General features: G+C 27.9%; 23 protein-coding genes. 20 read left to right on the top strand and 3 right to left on the bottom strand.

The window, feature by feature from the left end; translation table 11 throughout:
- Positions 1 to 86: 86 nt before the first annotated feature.
- The 6 genes from ACRDDE_RS12475 to rlmD all read left to right on the top strand — a co-directional run bounded on the left by ACRDDE_RS12475 (position 87) and on the right by rlmD (position 4,760).
- The gene (locus tag ACRDDE_RS12475; protein ID WP_438627750.1) at positions 87 to 878 is read left to right on the top strand and encodes a hypothetical protein; all 792 of its coding nucleotides are present in this window, start codon (positions 87 to 89) and stop codon (positions 876 to 878) included.
- Between the two features lie 214 nt (positions 879 to 1,092).
- Positions 1,093 to 1,653, top strand: coding sequence for a 5' nucleotidase, NT5C type (locus tag ACRDDE_RS12470; RefSeq protein WP_438627748.1), 561 nt, complete (start codon positions 1,093 to 1,095; stop codon positions 1,651 to 1,653).
- A 23-nt stretch (positions 1,654 to 1,676) separates the two neighbouring features.
- Positions 1,677 to 2,162: a hypothetical protein gene (locus tag ACRDDE_RS12465; RefSeq protein WP_438627746.1), complete on the top strand. Its 486-nt coding sequence runs from the start codon at positions 1,677 to 1,679 to the stop codon at positions 2,160 to 2,162.
- A 148-nt stretch (positions 2,163 to 2,310) separates the two neighbouring features.
- Positions 2,311 to 2,640: a DUF1904 domain-containing protein gene (locus tag ACRDDE_RS12460; protein ID WP_438627744.1), complete on the top strand. Its 330-nt coding sequence runs from the start codon at positions 2,311 to 2,313 to the stop codon at positions 2,638 to 2,640.
- A 15-nt stretch (positions 2,641 to 2,655) separates the two neighbouring features.
- Positions 2,656 to 3,378 carry a pseudouridine synthase gene (locus ACRDDE_RS12455; protein WP_438627742.1) on the top strand — a complete coding sequence of 241 codons (723 nt, stop codon included), beginning with the start codon at positions 2,656 to 2,658 and terminating at the stop codon, positions 3,376 to 3,378.
- Between the two features lie 23 nt (positions 3,379 to 3,401).
- A complete protein-coding gene (gene rlmD, locus ACRDDE_RS12450) occupies positions 3,402 to 4,760 on the top strand; it encodes a 23S rRNA (uracil(1939)-C(5))-methyltransferase RlmD (RefSeq protein ID WP_438627740.1) in 1,359 nt (452 codons plus the stop codon).
- 56 nt (positions 4,761 to 4,816) lie between these two features.
- Here rlmD and fba read toward each other — a convergent pair whose 3' ends face one another.
- Positions 4,817 to 5,680, bottom strand: a complete 864-nt coding sequence (gene fba, locus ACRDDE_RS12445; RefSeq protein ID WP_035116981.1) for a class II fructose-1,6-bisphosphate aldolase — start codon at positions 5,678 to 5,680, stop codon at positions 4,817 to 4,819.
- 292 nt (positions 5,681 to 5,972) lie between these two features.
- Between fba and ACRDDE_RS12440 the strand changes: the two genes are divergently transcribed.
- The 3 genes from ACRDDE_RS12440 (at position 5,973) to ACRDDE_RS12430 (ending at position 10,245) form a co-directional block, all read left to right on the top strand.
- Positions 5,973 to 6,809: a PRD domain-containing protein gene (locus ACRDDE_RS12440; RefSeq protein ID WP_021431688.1), complete on the top strand. Its 837-nt coding sequence runs from the start codon at positions 5,973 to 5,975 to the stop codon at positions 6,807 to 6,809.
- Positions 6,810 to 7,058: 249 nt separating this feature from the next.
- Complete coding sequence (locus ACRDDE_RS12435) at positions 7,059 to 8,717, top strand: PTS transporter subunit EIIC (protein ID WP_438627738.1); 1,659 nt, start codon at positions 7,059 to 7,061, stop codon at positions 8,715 to 8,717.
- 172 nt (positions 8,718 to 8,889) lie between these two features.
- Entirely contained in the window at positions 8,890 to 10,245 is a 1,356-nt protein-coding gene (locus ACRDDE_RS12430; protein ID WP_438627736.1) for a DUF3298 and DUF4163 domain-containing protein, read from the top strand.
- A 35-nt stretch (positions 10,246 to 10,280) separates the two neighbouring features.
- On the opposite strand, the gene sleC is transcribed toward ACRDDE_RS12430, so the two are convergent.
- Positions 10,281 to 11,552: a spore cortex-lytic germination protein SleC gene (sleC, locus tag ACRDDE_RS12425; protein ID WP_438627734.1), complete on the bottom strand. Its 1,272-nt coding sequence runs from the start codon at positions 11,550 to 11,552 to the stop codon at positions 10,281 to 10,283.
- Between the two features lie 123 nt (positions 11,553 to 11,675).
- Here sleC and ACRDDE_RS12420 point away from each other — a divergent pair, with 123 nt between their 5' ends.
- From ACRDDE_RS12420 to ACRDDE_RS12380, 9 genes are all read left to right on the top strand, one after another.
- Positions 11,676 to 12,395 carry a PrsW family intramembrane metalloprotease gene (locus ACRDDE_RS12420; RefSeq protein WP_438627732.1) on the top strand — a complete coding sequence of 240 codons (720 nt, stop codon included), beginning with the start codon at positions 11,676 to 11,678 and terminating at the stop codon, positions 12,393 to 12,395.
- 14 nt (positions 12,396 to 12,409) lie between these two features.
- On the top strand, positions 12,410 to 13,240 hold the full coding sequence (locus ACRDDE_RS12415) for a hypothetical protein (protein WP_438627730.1): 831 nt from the start codon (positions 12,410 to 12,412) through the stop codon (positions 13,238 to 13,240).
- Positions 13,215 to 13,757, top strand: a complete 543-nt coding sequence (gene lepB, locus ACRDDE_RS12410; RefSeq protein ID WP_438627728.1) for a signal peptidase I — start codon at positions 13,215 to 13,217, stop codon at positions 13,755 to 13,757. The genes ACRDDE_RS12415 and lepB overlap by 26 nt, the downstream gene beginning before the upstream one ends.
- 9 nt (positions 13,758 to 13,766) lie before the next feature.
- Entirely contained in the window at positions 13,767 to 14,510 is a 744-nt protein-coding gene (locus tag ACRDDE_RS12405; RefSeq protein WP_438627726.1) for a TIM barrel protein, read from the top strand.
- 54 nt (positions 14,511 to 14,564) lie between these two features.
- Positions 14,565 to 16,220 (top strand): nucleoside kinase, encoded by a 1,656-nt coding sequence (locus ACRDDE_RS12400; RefSeq protein ID WP_438627724.1) that lies wholly within the window; start codon positions 14,565 to 14,567, stop codon positions 16,218 to 16,220.
- A gap of 95 nt (positions 16,221 to 16,315) precedes the next feature.
- A complete protein-coding gene (gene glsA / locus ACRDDE_RS12395) occupies positions 16,316 to 17,233 on the top strand; it encodes a glutaminase A (RefSeq protein ID WP_438627722.1) in 918 nt (305 codons plus the stop codon).
- Between the two features lie 80 nt (positions 17,234 to 17,313).
- Positions 17,314 to 17,877, top strand: a complete 564-nt coding sequence (locus tag ACRDDE_RS12390) for a winged helix-turn-helix domain-containing protein (RefSeq protein WP_024619966.1) — start codon at positions 17,314 to 17,316, stop codon at positions 17,875 to 17,877.
- A gap of 75 nt (positions 17,878 to 17,952) precedes the next feature.
- Positions 17,953 to 18,792, top strand: coding sequence for a deoxyribonuclease IV (locus ACRDDE_RS12385; RefSeq protein ID WP_438627719.1), 840 nt, complete (start codon positions 17,953 to 17,955; stop codon positions 18,790 to 18,792).
- A gap of 120 nt (positions 18,793 to 18,912) precedes the next feature.
- Complete coding sequence (locus ACRDDE_RS12380; RefSeq protein WP_438627717.1) at positions 18,913 to 19,908, top strand: aldo/keto reductase; 996 nt, start codon at positions 18,913 to 18,915, stop codon at positions 19,906 to 19,908.
- A gap of 27 nt (positions 19,909 to 19,935) precedes the next feature.
- Here the strand turns inward: ACRDDE_RS12380 and ACRDDE_RS12375 are convergent, their stop codons facing one another.
- On the bottom strand, positions 19,936 to 20,340 hold the full coding sequence (locus tag ACRDDE_RS12375) for a RusA family crossover junction endodeoxyribonuclease (RefSeq protein ID WP_021431699.1): 405 nt from the start codon (positions 20,338 to 20,340) through the stop codon (positions 19,936 to 19,938).
- A 65-nt stretch (positions 20,341 to 20,405) separates the two neighbouring features.
- On the opposite strand from ACRDDE_RS12375, the gene queG reads away from it, so the two are divergent.
- Together queG and ACRDDE_RS12365 are read left to right on the top strand one after the other, a co-directional pair.
- Positions 20,406 to 21,299 carry a tRNA epoxyqueuosine(34) reductase QueG gene (gene queG / locus ACRDDE_RS12370; RefSeq protein ID WP_438627715.1) on the top strand — a complete coding sequence of 298 codons (894 nt, stop codon included), beginning with the start codon at positions 20,406 to 20,408 and terminating at the stop codon, positions 21,297 to 21,299.
- Positions 21,300 to 21,398: 99 nt separating this feature from the next.
- On the top strand, positions 21,399 to 23,612 hold the full coding sequence (locus tag ACRDDE_RS12365; RefSeq protein WP_438627713.1) for a Lon protease family protein: 2,214 nt from the start codon (positions 21,399 to 21,401) through the stop codon (positions 23,610 to 23,612).
- Positions 23,613 to 23,647: the final 35 nt, after the last annotated feature.

The following is a 23,647-nucleotide window of genomic DNA, read 5'->3' as shown; positions in this document are numbered from 1 at the left end:
AAATTATGGATTAATTAATAAAATATGGTAAATACTATTAATATATCAAACCTGAAATATAAACTTTAGGTAAAGGAGTTGTTAATGTGAGATGGGCATTAGTAATTTTACTTTTATATATATTGCCTTTATGGGTCTTATTTAAAAACAAAGAAGATTTTAAAAGGGCAAGTATATATGGAGGTATGTATGTAGTAGTTGCCACTGTTATAGTAATCTGTAATATATATATAAGTACGATAAATAAAATAGAAGATATTTTAGAATATAGAAGTTATGCTTTTAACGAACAGTATGAAGATAACCACGAAACTAAATATAAAAATGAAAAAATAGAATCTAAACAATCGGAGTTAAAAGAAACTAAGAAAGCCGAAAATAGTGAAAAGGAATCATTAAATGCAAATAGTGATTCTAAGGAAGAAGAATCTAATACAAATGAAGTAGATAGCATATCTATGCAAGAAAATGATAAAGAGACGGTACAAAATTTTAAAAATGAAATATATAAAATAGAAAGAAAAGCATTAGTACCTATGAGAGATTGCCTTCCAAATACTAAAAATTTAGACATAAATGTTAATACTATAAACAAAGCTAAAAAAGATGTTGCATATGCTAAAAAGATGTGTGATGAAGTAGTGCAAACTTATGAAGATATGGAAGTGCCTAAACTTTCTAATGAGGATGCGACTAACCAATTAGAATATTCTAAAATATGTGTACAAAAGGCTTATATTTTAAGGGGCAGGGCTATGGAATGTGCACAAACCATGTTAAAAACTAAAAACTTAAAGTATATAAGCCAGATAAAAGAATATCTTAGTTTATCTGATAATGAAATTAAAAATTTTGTAGATACAATAAAAAGTTTATAGAAATTTGATATAATGTTTAACGTAGAACAAAAAAAGCTTGTATTGTACAAGCTTTTTTTACGCTTAAAATTATAGATTATTTATATATATAAATAACCAAAGTGAATTTTTTTAAAACACAAACATATACTAAATAGTGTTATTTTGATTTATGATATCTAGTATGTTATAATGTGATAACTACAATAATAGAAAGTTTTATTTGGAGGTAAAAATGGGAAAGTTAAATATATGCATAGATATAGATGGAACGATAACTAATCCATATCATTTTATTCCGTACTTAAATGATATGTACAATAAAAAAATAACAGAAGCAGATTGTGTAACACACAAATTAGAAGAATTATATCAAGTTGAATTAGATGATTTATTACAATCATTTCACACTGATTTTATACATGCTTATAAAGAAGCTAGTGTTGTAGATGGAGCTAAAGAAGTTATAAAGGAATTAAATGAAAATCATAACCTGTACTTTGTTACAGCTAGAAGTGAGATATTGAAGGATATAACTACAGGATGGTTATCTGATAATGATTTAGGATATATAGATGTACACTTATTAGGAAGTGATTATAAAGTTAGCAAAGCAAAAGAATTAGAATGTAATATATTTATAGAAGATAACCCAAGTAATGCTGAACAATTAGCATCTGAAGGATTAACTGTGTTATTATTAGACAATAATTATAACAAGAATATTGAAAATGAAAATATAATAAGAGTAAAAAATTGGGATGATATAAAGGCATTTATATTAAGTCTCCAATAAACTTAAAGTGGGGGGCTAGATAGTTGTTAGAAGTTAAAATAAATAATAAAAAACAAACAATAAGCATAAAGAGTAAAGATATAAAAGACATGTTAAGCGAACGTGAAGACTTTATTAGTGTTCAAGATATATCTAAAGATATAAAAGAAGACAGTATAATGGCATTTGATTGTCAGCTAGATGATAGTATGTTTTCGGTAGAAGAAATTAATGAATTACTTGAAGAACTAGGTGAAGAAGCTACAGTAGAAGAATTTCAAATATTATTTGAAGATGTAAGAGCTTTTGTAAAAGATATTACAGATGAAATTGAGTCGGATTTAAGAGAACAGTATTTAGATGATGATATAAGATGTTTTTTTAATGTGTATAGTATAGATGAAACATTTACAGATTTTAAGCTGGTATTTGTAATAAGCTTTAAAGATATAAGTATTGCATCACTTACTAGCTTGACTGAGTTAATAGGAAAAAAACAATTAAATGGAGATTCTAAATTTTATAGTTAAAAATAGTTTTGGGGATGCCTTAAATAAAAACATTTAAGACACCCCCATTTTAATGTAAAAGAATATAAATTGTAATAATGAAAAATTAAAAGTATAATAATACCTATAAAATAAGATGAGTACAAATAAAAGAAAGGATGGAAATGGTATGCCACAAATAAAAATAAGAGGAATAAATGAAACTGATGTATGTAAAATAAGTGAGAATATGATAGATAAATTAGTTGAAGCGGTTAAATGTCCAAGAGATTATTTTGAAATAGAGTGTATAAAGTCAGTTGCTATAAGAGATGGGAAGATTGCAGATGTATATCCTTTTGTAGAAGTTGCATGGTTTGATAGGGGACAGGAAGTACAAGATATAGTTGCTAAAATTATAACTGATAGTATAAGAAATAATTTAGATGTAGAAAGCATGGATTTAGCTTTTACAGTTTTTGAGAAAGAAAAGTATTATGAAAATGGAGAACATTTTTAAAGGAAGGTACAAATTATGGCTAAAAAACAACGATTAGATAAAGTACTTTCTAACCTAGGATATGGAAGTAGAGCTGAAATAAAGAGAGATTGTAAAAATGGATTAGTTAAAGTAAATGGAAAAATAGAAAATAATCCAGGACTTCAAGTTGATACGGATAAAGATATTATAAATTTCGATGGAGATACTATAGAGTATAAAGAATTTATATACTTAATGTTAAACAAACCAGATGGATATATATCAGCTACTTTTGATAAACATGATCCTATAGTTTTAGATTTGATAGATAAGAAATCACTAGCATTTGAACCGTTTCCAGTAGGAAGATTAGATAAGGATACTGAGGGGTTATTAGTATTAACTAATGATGGGCAATTAGCACATAGAGTTTTATCACCAAAGAGTCATGTTCCTAAAACTTACTTTGCAGAGGTTGATGGAGTTGTAACAGAAGATGATATAAAAGCTTTTAAAGAGGGAGTGATATTAGATGATGGTTATAAAACTATGCCAGCAGAACTTGTTATTCTTGAAAGTGGAGATGTATCTAAAATAGAACTTACTATACACGAGGGTAAATTTCATCAAGTGAAAAGGATGTTTGAGAGTGTAGACAAAAAAGTTACGTACTTAAAGAGACTGTCTATGGGAAAACTAAATCTAGATGAACATTTAGAGTTAGGAGAATATAGAGAATTAACAGAAGCAGAAGTTAAACTAATAGAAGAAAGATAATTTTGTATACGGAGGATTAAAGAGTGAAAAGAAGAGATATAATAGAATTTGAGATAGATAAAATGGAATTTGGAGGAACGTCAGTAAGTCGTTTAGGAAATAGAGACATATATATGAAAGGCGGTATAACTGGACAAAAAGTTAAGGCTTCAGTTAAAAAGACTAAAAGTGGAAAAGCGGAAGTGAAAATGATGGAACTTTTAGAAAGCTCACCACTAGAGACTGAAACACCATGCAAGCATTTTAATGTATGTGGTGGCTGTAGCATGTTATCTGTGCCTTATGAAAAACAATTAGAAATAAAAGAAAGACAAGTCATGGATTTATTTTTAGGGCAAGATATATTTGGATTTAACTTCCAAGGTATCGAGCAAAGTCCTCAAACTAGAGAATATAGAAATAAAATGGAGTATACTTTTGGAGATGAAATGAAAGATGGTCCATTAACTTTAGGACTACACAAAAAAGGTAAGCATATTGATATTTTAACTGTTGATGGATGTTTTTTAGTAGACAATGACTTTATAAACGTTTTAACATCTACAGTAGAATATTTTAATGAAAAAAATACACCTTATTATAGAAATATGAGTCATAAAGGTTATTTAAGAAATCTTGTAGTAAGAAAAGGTATAAATACAAATGAAATGATGGTTAATATTGTTACATCATCTCAAGAAGATTTCGACATGACAGAATATAAAGATATGCTTCTAAACTTAGACTTAAAAGCTGATTTAGTAAGTATATTACACACAATAAATGATGGGTTAGCAGATACGGTTAATTGTGATGAATTAAGAGTTTTACATGGAAGAGATTATATACAAGAAGAACTTTTAGGTCTTAAATTTAAAATATCTCCATTCTCATTCTTCCAAACAAACACTGAAGGTGCTGAAGAATTATACAAAATAGCTAGAGAGTTTGTTGGGGAACATAATGATAAAGTAGTATTTGACTTATATAGTGGTACTGGAACAATAGGACAAGTTATGGCTGAAAAAGCTAAAAAGGTTTATGGTATAGAAATTATAGAGGAAGCTGTTAAAGCTGCAAATAAAAATGCAAAGTTAAATAACTTAACAAATTGTGAATTTATAGCAGGGGATGTAGCTAAAACAGTTAATAAATTAAAAGCTAAGCCAGATATAATAATAGTAGATCCACCAAGACCAGGAGTTCATAAAGATGCTATAAGAGATATATCAAAATTTGATTCTAAAGAAATAGTTTATATATCTTGTAATCCAAAAACTTTGGTATTAGACTTAGTAGAGTTTAAAAAATATGGATATGAGGTAGAAAAGGTTAAATGTATGGACATGTTCCCAAATACTCCTCATGTTGAAACAATTGTAAAATTGTATAAGAAAAATTAAAATAATACAAATTAAAAAAGCTATCTCGATTTGCGAGATAGCTTTCAATTTATATATTAAGCTTTGTTTATAGAACCGAATAATTCCATTTTTTCTTTAACAGTAGCTTTTATAGCTTCAAATCCTGGAGCTAAAACTTTACGAGGGTCAAAACCTTTACCTTGTAAGTCTTTTCCTTCTTCTATATATTTACGAGTAGCAGCAGCGAAAGCTAATTGACACTCTGTATTAACGTTTATTTTAGAAACACCTAAAGATATAGCTTTTTGTATCATATCAGCAGGTATACCTGTTCCACCATGTAAAACTAATGGCATGTCTCCTGTAACATTGTTTATAGCTTCTAAAGCATCAAAGTTTAATCCAGCCCAATTTTCTGGATATTGACCATGTATGTTTCCTATACCAGCTGCTAACATATCAACACCTAAATCAGCTATTAATTTGCATTCATTAGGGTCAGCGATTTCACCAGCACCAACAACACCATCTTCTTCTCCACCTATAGAACCAACTTCTGCTTCTACAGATATCCCTTTAGCATTTGCTATTTTTATTACTTCTTTTGTTTTTTCTATATTTTCTTCAATAGAATAATGAGAACCATCAAACATTACAGAAGAGAATCCTGCTTCTATTACTTTTAATGCTCCTTCATAACTACCATGATCTAAATGTAGAGCTACTGGAACTGTTATATTTAATTCTTCTAACATTCCATTAACCATACCAACTATAGTTTTATATCCACCCATGTACTTACCAGCACCTTCAGATACCCCTAGTATAACTGGAGAATTGTTTTCCTGAGCTGTAAGTAATACTGCTTTAGTCCACTCTAAGTTATTTATGTTGAATTGACCAACAGCATATTTACCTTCTCTAGCTTTGTTTAACATTTCTTTAGCTGAAACTAACATATTAAAAACCTCCATAAGAAAATTAACTTTAATAACAATAACAAGATTGTTAAAAAGTTATGTATATACCTAATGCATATTATACCCTAAAAGGACAAAAATGAAAATAAAATATTAAATTAGATTTTTGTTTTGGATAAAAAAAGTTTTATAAAAATATTTAATATTATGTAAATTTAGCGATTAATTATAAATAAACAGGTATACTTAAAGTATGAAATATTGTATATTTATATATGGGAAAACCATATTTAATTCAACTCTCACATAGTCTATAGTTAGGAGGGCATATATGTACAAAATTATAAAGAGCTTCAATAATAATGTTATCTTATGCGTAGAAGAAAATCAAAATAAAGAGTACATTTTAGTAGGAAGCGGAATTGGATTTAAGGCAACTGTAAATTCAATTTTTAAAGATACTAATAAAATTGAAAAAATATTTGTTATAAATGAAGATAGATATAAAAATATAGAAGAATTATATAACTCTATAAATCCAACTTATATTGGTGTTGCCACAGAAAGTTTATCTATATTAGATAATAGTATAAATGTAGATATGAATGATAAATCTCATATGGCATTGTTAGACCACTTAGTATTTGCTATAGAAAGATACTTTGACAATATATATTTAGAAAATCAATTTAAGGCAGAATTAAAAACACTATATGAATATGAGTGGGATTTAGCCAAAGATATAATTGATTTTATAAATAGAGCACTAGGTATAAATTTAACAGAAGATGAAGTTGCGTTTGTAACGATGCATATAAATGGAATATTAAATAAAACAAAAGTTGTTGATAGTGCTAAGCAAGCTATAATAATTAAAGAAGCTATTGATTTTTTAGAAAAAGAATTAGGTATAAATATATGCAAAGATTCTATATATTATAATAGGCTGATAATACATTTAAGGCTAGCTATAAATAGAGCTGTAAAAGGAATTTCAGAAGAAAATATGTTATTAGATCATATAAAGGAAAAGTTAAAGAACTCATACAATATATCTGAAACATTATGCAATTATTTAAATGAAAATTATGATATAAAGCTAAGTGAAAATGAAATAGGATTCATTACACTACACATTGACAGACTAATAACAAAAACCAAAAAATAATGTAGAAAAAAGTCGGGAAACTGTTTACAAGGTTTAAATTAGATGATATAATTAACATATACTTAATAAATGAGCGTGTTACTGGTAAAGCAGGCAAGAGCTAATATATTTGTATTTATACGATTATTTTATAATACGTAAAAATATGAATATTTTAGCTCTTTTTTATTTATCATAGTAATATGTATAAAATGTTAATTTAAATTTAATTTGATTAGTCATACTAAAAAATTAAGGAGGAATTATAATATGCTTCAATTTTTACAAAGAATAGGTAAAGCAATAATGCTTCCAATAGCAGCATTACCTGTTGCAGGGATATTATTAGGAGTTGGTGGAGCGCTTCTTAATATAGCAGCATTACAAAATGCGCCAGCTATATATCAACCACTAATAGCATTTGTATCTATACCTGCAGTAACAGTAATTTTACAGATAATGCAAGGTGTAGGAGATATAGTATTTGGAAACTTACCTCTATTATTTGCAGTTGGTACAGCAGTAGGACTTGCAAAAGAGGATAAAGGTACATCAGCACTTGCTTCAGTATTTGGATTCTTAATAATGAATAAAGTTATAGGTGTATTACTTGGATTAGGAGTTACACAATTAGGAGTTATAACTCCAGATAGCACTCCAGCTCAGTATGCAACATATGTAACTACAACATTAGGTATATATACACTTAATATGTCTGTGTTTGGTGGTATCATAACTGGTATAGTTACATCTACTTTACACAATAAATATTACAATATACAATTACCACAAGTTATAGGATTCTTCTCAGGATCAAGATTTGTTCCGATAGTAGTTTCAATAGCTATGGCAGTTGTAGGTGGAATACTTGCATTTGCTTGGCCATTTGTTCAAGATGGAATAGCATTTATAGCATTAGGAGTTAACAATGCAGGTGCAGTAGGAACATTCTTCTACGGAGTTATAGAAAGATCATTAATACCATTTGGATTACACCATGTATTCTATACACCATTCTGGTTTGGTTCTTTTGTTGATGGTCATGTTTTAATAGATGGAACTTGGCAAACAGTTCAAGGTGCAAACTATGCATACTTTGCACAATTAGGAAGCATGCAGGATTTAGTAGGAGCTTCACCAGAAACTATGTCAAGAATAGTAGCAGGAACAACAAGATTTATGGCTGGTAAATTCCCATTCATGATGTTTGGATTACCTGCAGCAGCATTAGCAATGTATCATACAGCTGCTCCAAGTAAGAAAAAAGTGGTTGGAAGTTTATTATTATCAGCGGCAGTTACATCTTTCTTAACAGGTATAACTGAACCATTAGAATTTACATTCTTATTTGTTGCACCAGTTTTATATGGAGTTCACTGTATACTTGCAGGTCTTTCATTCTTATTAATGGATGTATTAAATGTATTTATAGGAATGACATTCTCTGGAGGATTTATAGACTTCGCATTATTCGGAATACTTCCAGCAGGAGCAGGAGTTCCAACTAACTGGTTAAGAGTTATAATGGTAGGAGCTGTATATGCAGTAGTTTACTACTTCTTATTCAAAACTTTAATACTTAAATTAAACTTAAAAACTCCAGGTAGAGATGAAAATGAAGAAGAAACAAAATTATATACAAAAGCTGATTATCAAGCAGAAAAAGGTGGGAAATCAGCTAATAGTGAAATAGAAGAAAATGCACCATATGTTTTAGAGGCATTAGGAGGAGCTGAAAATATAGTTTCTGTAGATGCATGTATAACTAGATTAAGGGTTGAAGTTAAAGATACTTCTAAAGTTCAAAAGCCTAGATTTAAAGAACTTGGTGCTGTTGGAGTTATGGAAGTTGGTAAAGGAATCCAAGTTATATACGGAGCTAAAGCTGACGCATACAAACAACAAATTAATAAAATATTAGGAAGATAAATAAAAAGCCTTAAAGTTTAACTTTAAGGCTTTTTTTATGCTTAAGAAAGTATACATTTACTAAAAAGATGTGGTTGTTCAAGCAAATCGAATTTTATTACAAAATATGGGGATAATATTTTTTACTTATAAATCACATACTATATATTATGCAACAGGAGGAATATATACTATGGTAAATATAAAAAAGATTACACCCTTAATTATAATTACAATTGTATCAATTTCTGCTATTTTTATAAATTTAAAATTAAATGAAAATATTAGTATCAATGAAATAAAAACATCAATAATACAAGGTTTTAAAACTGTAAAGATAATAGCAGATAAAAGTAGTATTGATTATGATGGACTTAAATTTAATGTAAATATGCCAGTAGTAAGCTATGAGGATAAAGATATAGAAAGATATATAAATACATATATAAGAAAAAACATAAATGAATTTATTAATTTGAAAAAACAAAAAAAAGATGTTTCTAAAAATTATAAAGGCGAGAAAATAGACATAAATTATCATGTGGTATTTGAAGATAAAAATGTCTTAAATATTCTTATATATAAAGATGTATATATAAGAAATAAAAAATACGAAAGAATAAAAGATAGTTATGTATTTGATTTAAAAACAGGGCAAAGAATATATATAGACAATTTTTTAAAAAATAATCAAGATTATAAAGACACAATAGAAAATTATATTATTAATGATATTAATAAAAAAAATATTAAAATAGATAAAAATAAAATAAGAATAGATAAATATACAAATTACTATATAACTAATGAAGGTATATGTGTATATTTTAATCCATACCAAGTTAGTAATAGAAAAAATATTTATGATTTTAAAATTCCAGTTACAGCATTTAATAATAAGATAGAAGATATAAACACAAACCCAATAGTGGCACAAATCGACACACAAACTATAACTAAAAACAATGAGTATATAAATAGTATTATAAATGTACCAATCATAATAACTGAAAATAAAAATATTGAGAAGAATATAAATGAACTTATAAAAAATGACATAATGAATGGATATTTGGAAGTAGAAGAAGAAGCTAAAAACTTTTTGAAAAATACACCTAAAGAATATATAACTCCGTATATATATAATGTAGATTTTGATGTTAAAAAGAATAGTGATTCAATGCTAAGTATTATAATTAAAATTTACCAATATAGTGGAGGGGCTCATGGATACTATGAGAATAGGTCCTATAATATATTTATAGAAAACGGACAAAACTTAAATTTAAAAGATTTATTTAAAGAAAACTCAGATTATAAGAAGGTTATAAATGACTTAATAAGAGATCAGATAAAAGAAAATAAATTAGATTATAGTTTTAAATCAATTTCTGGAAATCAAAAATTTTACATTCAAGATGATAAGTTAGTTATATATTTTGATTTGTATGAAATAGCTCCTTTTGCAGGTGGAATTCCAGAGTTTAGAATAAGTGCAGATAAAATAAATCACATTTTAAATGAAAAATATATAAATATATTTAAATAGTGTAGTAATATTACTACACTATTTAAATTTTTCGATTAAATTGTTGGATTTAAAGAAGCTATCTTTGTAACTGCAACATAAACTCTAGAAAGTTCATACCATGTTTTAAAATCTACAATTCCGCTTTGAGGCAATCCAAATATGCCTTGAAATACTTTAACTGAGTTTGCTGTATCTTGGCCAAACACTCCATCTTCTTTAACTTTAGGAATTGCGGGGTACCCTTTAGAGATAGCATTTAATTGGCTTTGAATTGTCCTAACATCTTTACCTGAAGAGCCTACTTTTAGAGCTTCGCCAGGGAATGATACAGGAACCCCACTTACTATTGGAGCTTTTTCAAGGACTATACTTTCACCATAAAATTTTCTTAGAATTTCTTCATAACTAAGGCCTTGATCTCCCAAATTTTTACTTCCCCATTGAGTCATTTGACCAGGACATTGAGTTTTATTTCCATCACAATATTGTGCTAATAGAGGTTGCCTAGCAGTTGGAGGTCTCTTTATAAAAGTGTTAAAAACTTCATCTACAGCAATACTTATAGTATCAAATACATTTCTCTCGTGAATATATTTATGATCATAAACTGTAGTTGAAGTGATAGTAAACGAGTAACCTTTACTTCTATACCACTCAGTAAAAACTCTATTTAACGTAAATGATACAATTGCGATTACATTAGCTAGTATAGTTTCTGTTGGCCATGTAGAATAAATTTCTGAAGAAGCAACATTTTTTACATAGTCTTTAAAATACACCCAATAGTCAGAGGCATTTTTATTTTCAGGCAAGCCATCATGCACAACCACAAATTCTGGGACTACTGGATTATCTAAAACAACGAATCCTGTTGGAGGTGGGATAGGCTTTAAGTCACTTTCAGGAATCTTAGGAGGATAAGTACCCCATAATGTATGAGGGCCTATATCCACTACTATTTCATTTTGTCTACTATATAAACATTTGCTTCTTTGACGAGGATTCATTTGTATACCTTGTTGAGCTATTACCGTTGCTAAAACTTGTGTACCATTAATTATAATTGTTTCGTATCCATCTTTGATAACCTCTACTATATATTGGCTATAAGGTCTTACATCACTTGGTTGTTGAGAATATATTAAATCTGGAGCAGCTAGATTTAAGCCAACAACCTGACCGGAAATATCGGTTTTTAAATTTTGATAAATTACTGTCGAGGCTTTATTGTCATCTCCAACGGAGTATACATTTACGTTTGCACCTACAACTGGAAAGTTAGTAGTGCTGTCTACCACGCTAACAGTTAAAAAACCATCTTGCATAAAAAAACTCCTTTCTTATATAAAATCAACTTATCTATACATAGTATGAATAAAAGTATTATTTTGTTAAGATATTTGGAAATAATATAATATGAATGATAAAAAAGAAAGGTAATGCAAAAAATGAAATTAGACTTACTAATAATATCTCTAGCGCCTACAATAGCGATTTTAATATGGATATATATAAAAGATAAATACGATAAAGAACCTATAAAGGTACTTATAAGATTATTTTTTATAGGTACATTGATAAGTATACCCGCAATAGCTATTGAAGATATATTACTTAAAGCTAAGATTGATAATTCGCATTTAAACTTAATTTACACTGCGTTTATAGTAGCAGCTGCAACAGAAGAAATTTTAAAAATTATGATTTTAATTCCGTACACTTTAAAAAGTAAGCATTATACAGAAAAATTAGATGGAATAGTTTACAGTATATTTACGACTCTTGGATTTGCTACAATAGAAAATCTTATTTATATTTTTCATGGTAACCAATTAAACTTACTACAAATTGGATTAGCTAGAGCTGTAATATCTATTCCTGCACATGTTTTATTTGCAATAAATATGGGATATTACTTATCTATGTATAAGTTTAACTTAGATAAGCCTGAAGTAAGAAAAGTATTTTTAGCTAAGCTTATTTTAATACCTATAGCTTTACATGGAGTATTTGATGTTTTAGCTATGATAAAAACGACATGGGCTTCTATAGGCTTTGTCATTTACTTGATTTATTTATGGAAAATAAGTTTAGATAAGTTAGATGAATACACAGATTATGCTAGAAGACGTTTTTTAAGATTAAAGAAAAAGAAACATAAAAAATAAATAGGAGTGATTTTATGAGTTATATAAATAAAAGTCAAGAATTAGTAATATCTAAGTTTTTGAAAAGATATGATTATGATGGTGTATTAGATATATTAATTGAATGTGGAATAGAGAGTGGAGATTTATATTATTTATTAAAATCATGTAAATATGCTACTAATTTTGATTTTAAAACAGCACTTAAACTTACCAAAAATTTAAGTGAACAAATGCTAGAAAGAAAAGAAATTAAAAATCTCATAACTAATTTAGAAAATTTAAATAAAGGTGAACCTGAAGATATATTATCAGAGTTAATTGAAAATATAAAAATCCAAATTGTTAATGAAGAATATATAGATTTTTTAGGAAGGCTATATAGATTAAAAGAAGCTTTATTTAAATATATCTTTGTTAATACAAAAGAAGGTAAAAGGTATACCGTATCAATGCATGGCAATATGGTGTCTAAGAAAAATATACTATATACACTTAAAAAGAAGTATAATATATATAATGGTAATCTTATACATGGTGTAACTCAGTATATAAAAAGATATCTAAAACAAACTAAAAGGATGGACAGAGTTCTTGAAATACTAAATAGTGAAAAACTTGAAAATTTAATAAGACTTAGAAATGAAAGCCCTGTAGGACATGGATTTAGAGGTGTAAGTAAGGAAGATATTGAAGAAATTTATGGAAGTCCTATGGAAGTTGTATATGACTTGATAAAGGCGTGTGAACTTTTAGATTTGGGAATAAATACTAAAAAGTATGAACATATAAATGATATAGTTATAGAACTTTTATCTAAGTATGTAGAACATGGAGGAGATGGTGAATTTGAGCGCAAATGTTAAAAAAGAAATAATAGAATGGATAAAAATAATAGTTACCTCACTAGTCATAGCACTTGTAATAACTCACTTTGTTAGGCCTACATTAGTACAAGGCTCATCAATGTACCCAACACTTGAGGAAAAAGACTATTTAATAATAAATCGAGTTGCCTATAATCATAAAGAGCCTCAAAGAGGAGATATTATAGTTTTTAAATCTGATTTAGTGCAAGCTAATGGAAAAGAAAAAGATTTAGTAAAAAGAGTTATAGGTGTTCCTGGTGACCATCTTAAGATTACAAATGGAGAGGTATATATAAATGGAAAGCTTCAAAATGAACCTTATATACATGGTCAAAAAACTGAGGGTGAAATAGATACAACTATTCCAAAAGGATATATATTTGCAATGGGAGACAACAGAGGCAATAGTATGGATAGTAGAGATCCTGAGGTGGGGATAGTAAAAGAAAGTGATATAATGGGTAAAGTTGTGATTAGATTATTACCTTTTAATAAAATTGGTAAGGTCTTATAGGAGTTTAAAATGAAATTAGGAATATCTGCTTTAATTCATGAAATCGATCGTGCTATTTATATATGTAAAACAAATAAAAATATAAATCATATAGAAATAGGGATAGATAACTTAATTGAATGTAAAAAAGTTTTATTATATAAAGATGAGTTCAAAGAAAATAACATAAGTATAGGGATACACTTACCTATGGAATTAAACACTTGCGAAAATGTAGAATATATAAGAAATTCATGGGTAAAGTTTATATATGAAATGAATTCAGAATTAAAAGAACTTGATATAAAATATTTTAATATGCACTTAGGATATGTAATAAAGTCTAGATTTGAAAGAAATAAGCAAAAGTATTTAGATAATTCTATAAAATTTCTTGAGTTAATAAACTTAGAAAATAAGCGTATTTTTATAGAAAATACATATACAAATGGTGGAGATATATGCAATATAGGAACAACGGTAAATGAATTTGAATATATATTAAATAATATAGATAATATTGAATTTTGTTATGATACAGGTCATAACTTAATAAATGAAGACTATTTTGTAGATGCACTAAATTCCAAAGTGAATTTAATACACGTAAGTGATAATGATGGGAAAGAAGATTTACATGTTGGTATTGGAAAAGGAATTTTAAATTTAGAAAGTTTAAAAGATTTGATGTGTATGAAGATTCAATATGCAGTTTTGGAAATTAAATATGAAGATATAGATGAATCTATAAAAGTATTAGAACGGTTTATGTAAAATAAATCGTTCTAACTTTATAAATAGACATATTAAAGGATAGGAGCAAGATTTATGGAAAATATAAATATAAAAATTAATAATAAAAATTATGAATATCCTAAAAATGTAGCTTTAGATATAATAGCGAAAGATTTAAGTAATGGATATACGGGTATAGTAACAATAGGAAAAATAAAAAATAAATTAAAAGATTTAAACAGTACTTTAGATAAAGATTGTGATTTAGAATTAATTGATACAACCCAACCAGATGGAATGAGAGTTTACATGAGAACGTTGTCTTTGATTTTCATAAAAGCATGTGAAGAAATTTTTAATGGGTGTAAGGTTACAATAGAACACTCATTATCGAATGGATTATACTGTGAAATAAAAAATAATAAAAGTGAAGTTACAGAAGAAGATATAGAAAAAATCAAGGCAAAAGTAAAAAGTATAATAGAATCTGATTTAAAAATAGAAAAAATTGTTACAGATAAGGTAGAAGCAATAAAAATACTTAAAAATAATAATAAAAATGCAAAGGCAGAATTATTAAAGTATAAAGAATATGAAGATGTGAAATTATATAAATGCGGTGGATATATAAATCATTTTTATGGTCATATGTTACCGTCTACTAGCCATGTTAAAACTTTCGATATAAAAAAATGGCAATCAGGAGTAGTCATATTAGGACCAAGTAAAGAAAATAAAAATGAACCTCAAAACTTTGTAGCTCAGCCAAAGCTTTCTAATATATATAAAGAGTCAGAAGTTTGGTCTAAACTTATTGGAATAGACAAGGTTGCTAGTTTAAATGAAGCTATAGAAAGTAAAAAATACGGAGAAATAATTAGTATAGTTGAAGCATTGCATGAAAAAAAGATATCTCAAATAGCAGATATAATAAAAGAAAATAATAAAAGAGTTATATTAATAGCTGCACCATCTTCATCTGGAAAAACAAGTTTTGCACACAGATTATCTATACAATTAAAAGTTAATAACTTACATCCGGTGCCTATTTCTTTAGATGACTATTTTGTTGATAGAGAAGATACTCCTTTGGATGAGTTTGGTAATTATGATTTTGAATCTATATGTGCGATAGATTTAGAATTATTTAACAGTGATTTAGAAAAATTATTAAAAGGTGAGGAAATTAAACTTCCAAAATTTAATTTTAAAACAGGAAAAAGAGAATTTAGTGGAAAAACTTTAAAAATTGAAAAAGACCAACCTATTATTCTAGAAGGTATACATGCATTAAATCCAATGCTAACACAGAGTATAGATGATAAGGATAAATTTAAAATATATATAAGTGTTCTTACTCAAATAAATTTAGATAACCATAATAGAATACCAACAACAGACTTGAGACTTATAAGAAGAATAGTGAGAGACTACAATTTTAGAGGATATAGTGCTGAAAAAACTATTTTAAATTGGTGGTCAGTAAGAAGAGGAGAAGATAAAAATATATTCCCTTATCAAGAAGAAGCTGATATAATGTTTAACTCAGCTTGTTTATATGAGTTAGCGGTTTTAAAGAAATATGCAAAGCCACTTTTAGAACAAATTGAAGATGACAACGAAGCATTTATAGAGTCCAATAGAATATTAAAGTTTTTACAATACTTTGTAGAGTTAGACGATGAATTAGATATACCTCCCACATCTATAATTAGAGAATTTATTGGAGGTAGTAGAATTGTTGATTAGACTTGGAATCCTGGGAAGTTGACATAAACCCAGGATTTTTTGTATTATATTATTTATAATCTTGTGACGTTATTAAAAAATAAGGAGGAATGTGTATGGAAAATGTATTAGAACAAATACTTGAAGACAACAGAAAATATACAAATTATGGACATGTAGCAACTTATATACCGGAACTAAAAAATGCAAGACAAGATGATTTAGGTATATGCATGATTGATATGAATAATGAAATTCATACGGCTGGAAATTTTGATAAAAAGTTCACAATTCAGAGCATATCTAAACCTATAATATTAGCTTTAGTACTTAGCGAGAATGATTGGGAGTATGTATTTTCTAAAGTTGGGATGGAACCTAGTGGAGATCCATTTAATTCTATTATGAAATTAGAAACGAAAGAATGTAAGAAGCCTTGTAACCCGATGATAAATGCAGGAGCTATAGTTACAACTTCCATGATAAAGGGGAAAGACCTTAAAGAAAAAGAAGAAAAAATGTTAAACTTTTTTAAAATACTAGCTAAAAATGATAATTTGAAAATAAATCAAGATATATATGAATCGGAGAAATTAACAGGAGATAGAAATAGAGCTATGGCTTATCTTTTAAAAAATGATGGGTTTATAGAGGGCGATGTAGAAGAAGTTTTAGACTTATACTTCAAACAATGCTCTATAGAAATTGATTGTGTAGATTTAGCTAGAATAGGAGTTAACCTAGCATCTTATGGAGTTGATGTTGAAACGGGAGAAAGACTTATAGATGAAAGAATATCGCGTATAGTTAAGACATTTATGGTAACGTGTGGAATGTATGATGCATCTGGAGAATTTGCAATAAAAGTTGGAATTCCTGCAAAATCAGGGGTTGGAGGTGGTATATTAGCTTCAGTTCCTAAAAAGATGGGAATTGGAATATATGGACCTGCCCTTGATAAAAAAGGCAATAGTATTGCGGGTATAAAGATATTAGAATCTTTAAGTGAACAGTATAAAATAAATATATTCTAAAATAGAGAATTTTTTGACAATTACTACTTGATAATATATAATTATTTATATAATTAAATATTTTTATGGGTGGTGGGGGAATGAAAGAAGTTTTAGTACTAAGAGATTTAGAGTGCATAAAAGCAATTGCACATCCAAGAAGAATAGATATTTTAAATGCGTTTAAATCAATTCCGTTGTCAGCAAAACAATTATCTCAATTGCTAGATGAACCGCATGCAAAAATAAATTACCACATAAAGACTTTGTATAAGGTTGGCGTATTAGATTTAGTAGAAGAGAAAGTTAAATCTGGAATTGTTGAAAAGTATTATTATCCTACAGCTAAGCATATTGTTATAGGTAAGAATGCTTTAAATTTTAATAGTAATACAGAAGATAAAGATATAGGGGATATATGCATATCGAAGTTTGAGAATATGAGCAACTTATTTTATAAAGCTATAGAGGAAAATGATATAGATAGTGAGTACATAGCTAATTATAATCAAGTTTGCTTAAGCAAAAGTGAAATAAAAGAGTTATCCAATACAATAGAAGAAAAAATTAATGAAATTGTATTAAATAGAAAACATAATGAAGCTGAGATGAAATACGACTTAGCATTGATAACGATACCATTAGAAGAAAAATGCAAAGCATAAAGTATCAACAAAATTTGTTGATACTTATTTTTTTGGGTATATTATAAACGAATATAAAATTTAGGAGGGAACATAGTGATAGTAATAGGACCACATATTTCGATAGCAAAAGGTTTTGCAAAAGCTGCAGAAACAGCTGTAAGTATAGGCGCAAATACATTCCAATTTTTTAGTAGAAATCCAAGAGGTGGCAATGCTAAATCTTTTGATGAAAAAGATATAATGAAATTTCAACAAATAAGAAAAGACAATAAATTTGGCCCACTATTAGCACATGCTCCATATACAATGAACTTAGCTGGTGCAAAGGAAGAAGTTTATGAATTTGGAAGAATGGTTATAAAAGAAGATATTCAAAGAATGGATTCTTTAGGAATTGAATATATGTGTTTTCATCCAGGTAGCCATGTTGGGTCAGGAGTAGATACAGGTATAGATAAAATAGCTAATGCGCTTAATGAAGCTATAACTGGAAATGAAAACATAGTGGTACTACTTGAAACGATGTCTGGAAAGGGAACTGAAATAGGGTTTAGTTTTGATCAGGTAAAGGCTATAATCGATAAGGTTGATCATAATGAAAGGCTAGGCGTATGTTTAGATACTTGCCATGTATTTTCAGCTGGATATGATATTGTTAATGATTTAGATTCAGTTTTAGACGATTTTGATAATATTATAGGTTTAGACAAATTAAAGGCAGTTCACCTTAATGATAGCATGATGCCTTTTGGAGCGAAAAAAGATAGACATGCTTGTATTGGAGAAGGTGAGATAGGATTAGATGCAATAATAAGATTTATTACTCATCCTAAGTTAAAACATTTACCATTTTTCTTAGAAACTCCATTAGAAGATGAGGGTCATAAAAGAGAAATTGAAATGATAAAAGATATTATAAAACAAATACAATAAAATAATATATAATATAAAAATAAGAGACGATATTTAAAAAGTATCGTCTTAATTTATAAAAATGGAAATTAATTATTTAGGAAAAACAAAAAATAATGAAATAAAATTGGGGGATGATTTATGAGAAAATTAGGAAGCACTAATATTGAATTAAATAGAGTTGGGTTTGGAGGTATTCCAATACAAAGAATAACTCAAGAAGATACAAATTTAGTTATAAATGAGCTTATAAATCAAGGAATAAACTTTATAGATTCAGCTAGAGGATATACTATAAGCGAAGAATACATAGGGAATGCAATTGAAGGTAAAAGGGATAAATTTATATTAGCTACTAAAAGTATGTCTAGAAGCTATGATGATATGATAAGAGATGTAAATATAAGTTTAAGTAATTTTAAAACTGAATATATAGATTTATATCAGCTTCATAATTTAAAGCCAGATGAATATGATGGAATATTTGATGAAGATATGGCTTATGAAGCTCTTTTAAAATGTAAAGAAGAAGGAAAAATAAAGCATATAGGAATAACGAGTCACAGTATAGATACAATAAAAAAAGCAGTAAATAGTGGTAAGTTTGATACAATTCAGTTTCCGTATAATATAGTAGAAGATCAAGCTGATGAAATATTTAAAGAAGCTAATAAAAATGGTATAGGGGTAATAGTAATGAAGCCTCTTGCTGGAGGAGCTATTGACAATGCAAAATTAGCTATAAAATATATATTATCTAAAGATTATATAGATGTAGTTATTCCAGGTATGGATAGTGTAAATCAAGTTATTGAAAATACATCAGTCTTAAATAACCTTAATATAACTGATGAAGAAAATTTAGAGATAAAAGATATTATAGAAAAATTAGGGAGTAGATTTTGTAGAAGATGCGAATACTGTATGCCTTGCCCTGTAGGGATAAATATACCTATGAATTTTTTACTTGAAGGATATTATAGTAGATACAATTTAAAAGAGTGGTCAAAAGATAGATACAAAAGTTTAGATGTAAATGCTTCTAATTGTATAGAATGTGGAAAGTGCGAAAGTAATTGCCCCTATGAATTACCTATTAGAGAAATGCTAAAAGATGTATCAAATATTTTAGGGTAAAAAATCCCCCTATTGAAGGGGGATTTACTATTTCTTAGTAATAGTATAATCAACTTTGTACTCAGACAAAGGATATAACTCTATTTCTACTCTTGGGTTTTCTTTATCTATAAAATCAAACAAAAGAACTGGCTTTAACTGTTTATCATTTTTTATAATACCGCTTTTTTCTATTCCATCACATATACTTTTAGGATAGTTATGTAAATCGCCCATTTTTTTATTTGGAAAATATAGTTTCAACACGGTTATAAGGTCCTCTTCTATACAAGGGCCATCGTATTGTGTATTTATATATCCAGCAATCATATTTTCATATGCTAAGTACTTAGAGTGTTTGCCTTTAGAGGGCATCCAAGATTGACCATGAATATTGTGAAGTTTAAAATTGGATTTACTTATTGGTCTACCTGGAATTGTCAACTTTATCATATATACCACATCCTTTATACCTTAGTTATTATAAATGTAAATAGAAATTAATGAAAGGGAAATTTATGAATAAGAATAAATTAAAAGAATTTTGTAAAAGTATAGGAATTAATTGTGTAGGAATAGCAGGAGTTGGACCTTATTACGACTTAGAAAATATTATAATAGATAGAACAAAAAAAGATTTTATAACAGGAATGGAAGAACCATCTATTGAGAAAAGAATTAATCCGAGGGCTAGCATGGAAAATGCAGAGAGTGTGATAGTATGTGCTTTTCCGTACTTCGTTGAAGATGTATTAGATTCTAATTTATCAAAGTATTGTTATGGAATGGATTATCATATAGTTGTAAAAGAAAAATTACAACAAATTGCAGATTATATAGATAGTGAAACTGAAAGATTTGAATATATGATATTTGCAGATAATGGCCCATTAGTAGATAGATATTTAGCAAGCGTAAGTGGAATAGGGTATTATGGAATAAATAACAATATAATAACTGATGATTATGGATCTTTTGTCTTTATAGGATACATAATAAATAACTATTATTTTGAACCAGATAAAAAAAGCGAAAAATTGTGTGTTAAATGTGGAAAATGTATAACATCTTGTCCTGGAAAAGCTATATTAGGTGATTTTGAAATGAATCCTAAAAAATGCTTATCATATATAACTCAGAAAAAAGAAGATTTAAGTGAAGATGAAAAAATTGCATTGAAAAAAAATCAAAAAATATTTGGATGTGATATATGCCAAGATGTATGTCCACACAACAGAAGTATTTTGAAAACAAATATTAAAGAATTTAAAGAAGGATTGATATACAATTTAAAAGAAGAAGAAATAAATAATATATCAAACAAAGAGTTTAGAAGAAGATATAGAGAAAAAGCTTTTAGTTGGAGAGGTAAAAAGATAATACAAAGAAATATTGAAATACTAGAAAGATAAAACTTTTAACTTGTACAGTTAGAAGTTTTTTATTTTTTTACTTAACATTTAGTAGATAGAAACATATTATATAAAAAGGAATTTTAAAGGGGGATGGATATGGCTAGATATGCTAATACCTCTCAACTAGAGGGCTTAAATGAGATAATAGGGCAAGAAAATGCAACAAAAGCTATGGAGCTTGGACTTAAAATAGATAATCCTGCATATAACATATTTGTAGCTGGGGATAGTGGGACAGGGAAAACTACTTATGTACTTAGTGCTTTAAAAATGCATGCAGAAAATAAAAATGACCATAAAGACTGGTGCTATGTATATAACTTTGAAAACAGCAGAGAGCCTATATCTATTGCGCTAGATAAAGGTATGGGAAAATTATTTAAGAAAGATATGGAAAAGTTAATAGAGAGTTTATTGGATGAACTGAAGGATGCATTCGAAAGTGAAGAATTTGAAATAAGTAAAAATGAGTTATTAGATGATTTTGAAATTGAAAAAGAAAACTTACTTCAAAAAATTAAGAAATATGGAGAAGAAAAAGGTTTTAAATTAAAAAATAGTAAAGTAGGTATGATTTTCACGCCACAAGATGAAGATGTAGATACAACTTCTGAAGAATTTTATAAAGTTAAAAAAGAATTAGAAAATGCAGCTATACAAATTGCATATAAAATTAAAGATATAGAAGAAGATGCAAAAGAAGCTCTTTTAGATTTAGAATATGAAGTAGGAAAATATATAGTAGATCCTCATATAGATAGTTTACTTGAAAGATATGGAGACTTTGAAAAGGTAAGCAAGTATTTAGACGATGCTAAAAACGATATATTGGAATATGTGTACCTATTTTATATGGATGAAGAAGATTTGAAAGAAAAGTATGATAAAGAGCACTTTACAAGATATAAAGTGAACTTATTGGTAGATAATGGATTGGATAGATGTGGTGCACCTGTAGTTGTGGAAATAAATCCGAGTCCAGCAAACTTATTTGGAAAGGCGGAATATGAGTACTATAATGGTACTGTAAAAACAGACTTCACTAAATTGCTACCAGGGGCAGTGCATAAAGCTAATGGAGGCTACTTAGTACTGTATGTGGATCAACTTTTGAGATACAATTTATCTTGGGATATACTTAAAAAAACAATACAACAAGGTGAAATAACTTTAGATACACAAACGGCTATAAAGCCAGAAAAAATACCTGTTAATATAAAAGTAGTGCTTATAGGAAATAACTATATGTACAATTTAATGTATAACTATGATCCTGAGTTTAATAAATATTTTAAAATATTTGTAGACTTTGACAATGAAATGAAAAAAAATGATTTCAATGAAACTAGATTGGCGAACTTTATAGCTTCGTATTGCAATGGTAATAATCTAAATCATTTTACTTATGAAGGTGTAGAGCAAGTTGTTAGATATAGTACTAGGATAACGGGAGATAGAGAAAAATTATCAACTAAATTCAATAAAATTGTAGAAATTTTAGTAGAAGGAGATGCTTATTCAAAAATAAGAGGATCTAAATATGTAGATAAAGAAGATGTATTAAAAGCTATTAAAGAGAGAAGAGAAAGATTTAGTAAAATAGAAAAGAAAATGGATGAATCTATAGAAAATGGATTTACATTGATATCAACAACTGGATCTAAAGTTGGGGTTATAAATGGATTATCTGTTTTAAATATGGGTGAGTACTCATTTGGAAGACCTTGTAGAATAACTGTTACTACTGCACCTGGAAGCTCTGGAATTGTAAATATAGAAAGAGAAGTTGAAATGAGTGGGCCTATACACAGCAAGGGTGTTCTTATATTAAATGGATTTTTACTAGAAAACTTAGCACAAGAATTTCCTTTATCACTTAATGCAAATATATGTTTTGAACAAAATTATGGTGGTGTAGATGGAGACAGTGCATCTGGAGCAGAGCTTTATGCTATGTTATCATCATTAAGCGATGTTCCTATAAAACAAAACATTGGAGCAACGGGTTCTATAAATCAAAAAGGAGATATACAAGTTGTAGGTGGAGTTACTGAGAAAGTAGAAGGATTTTACTATGCATGCAAGAAAAAAGGTTTAACAGGAAGTGAAGGTGTAATATTACCAAGGAACAATCTTAGAAATCTAGTTCTTGTTGAAGAAGTAAGAAACGCTATAAATGAAGGTAAATTCCATATATATCCTATAGATAGAATTGAAGAGGCTATAGAAATATTGACAGATAAAACTTTTGAAGAAGTTAAAAGCTTAGCTATTGAAAAATTAAAAAAATATAGTGAATTAGAGAAATAAAAAACAAAGGAACTGCATTTTTACTGCAGTTCCTT

The organism is Paraclostridium sp. (genome assembly GCF_051656405.1).
In the GTDB taxonomy this organism is placed as follows: Bacteria; Bacillota; Clostridia; order Peptostreptococcales; family Peptostreptococcaceae; genus Paraclostridium.
This window is presented reverse-complemented; position numbering and strand designations above follow the sequence as displayed.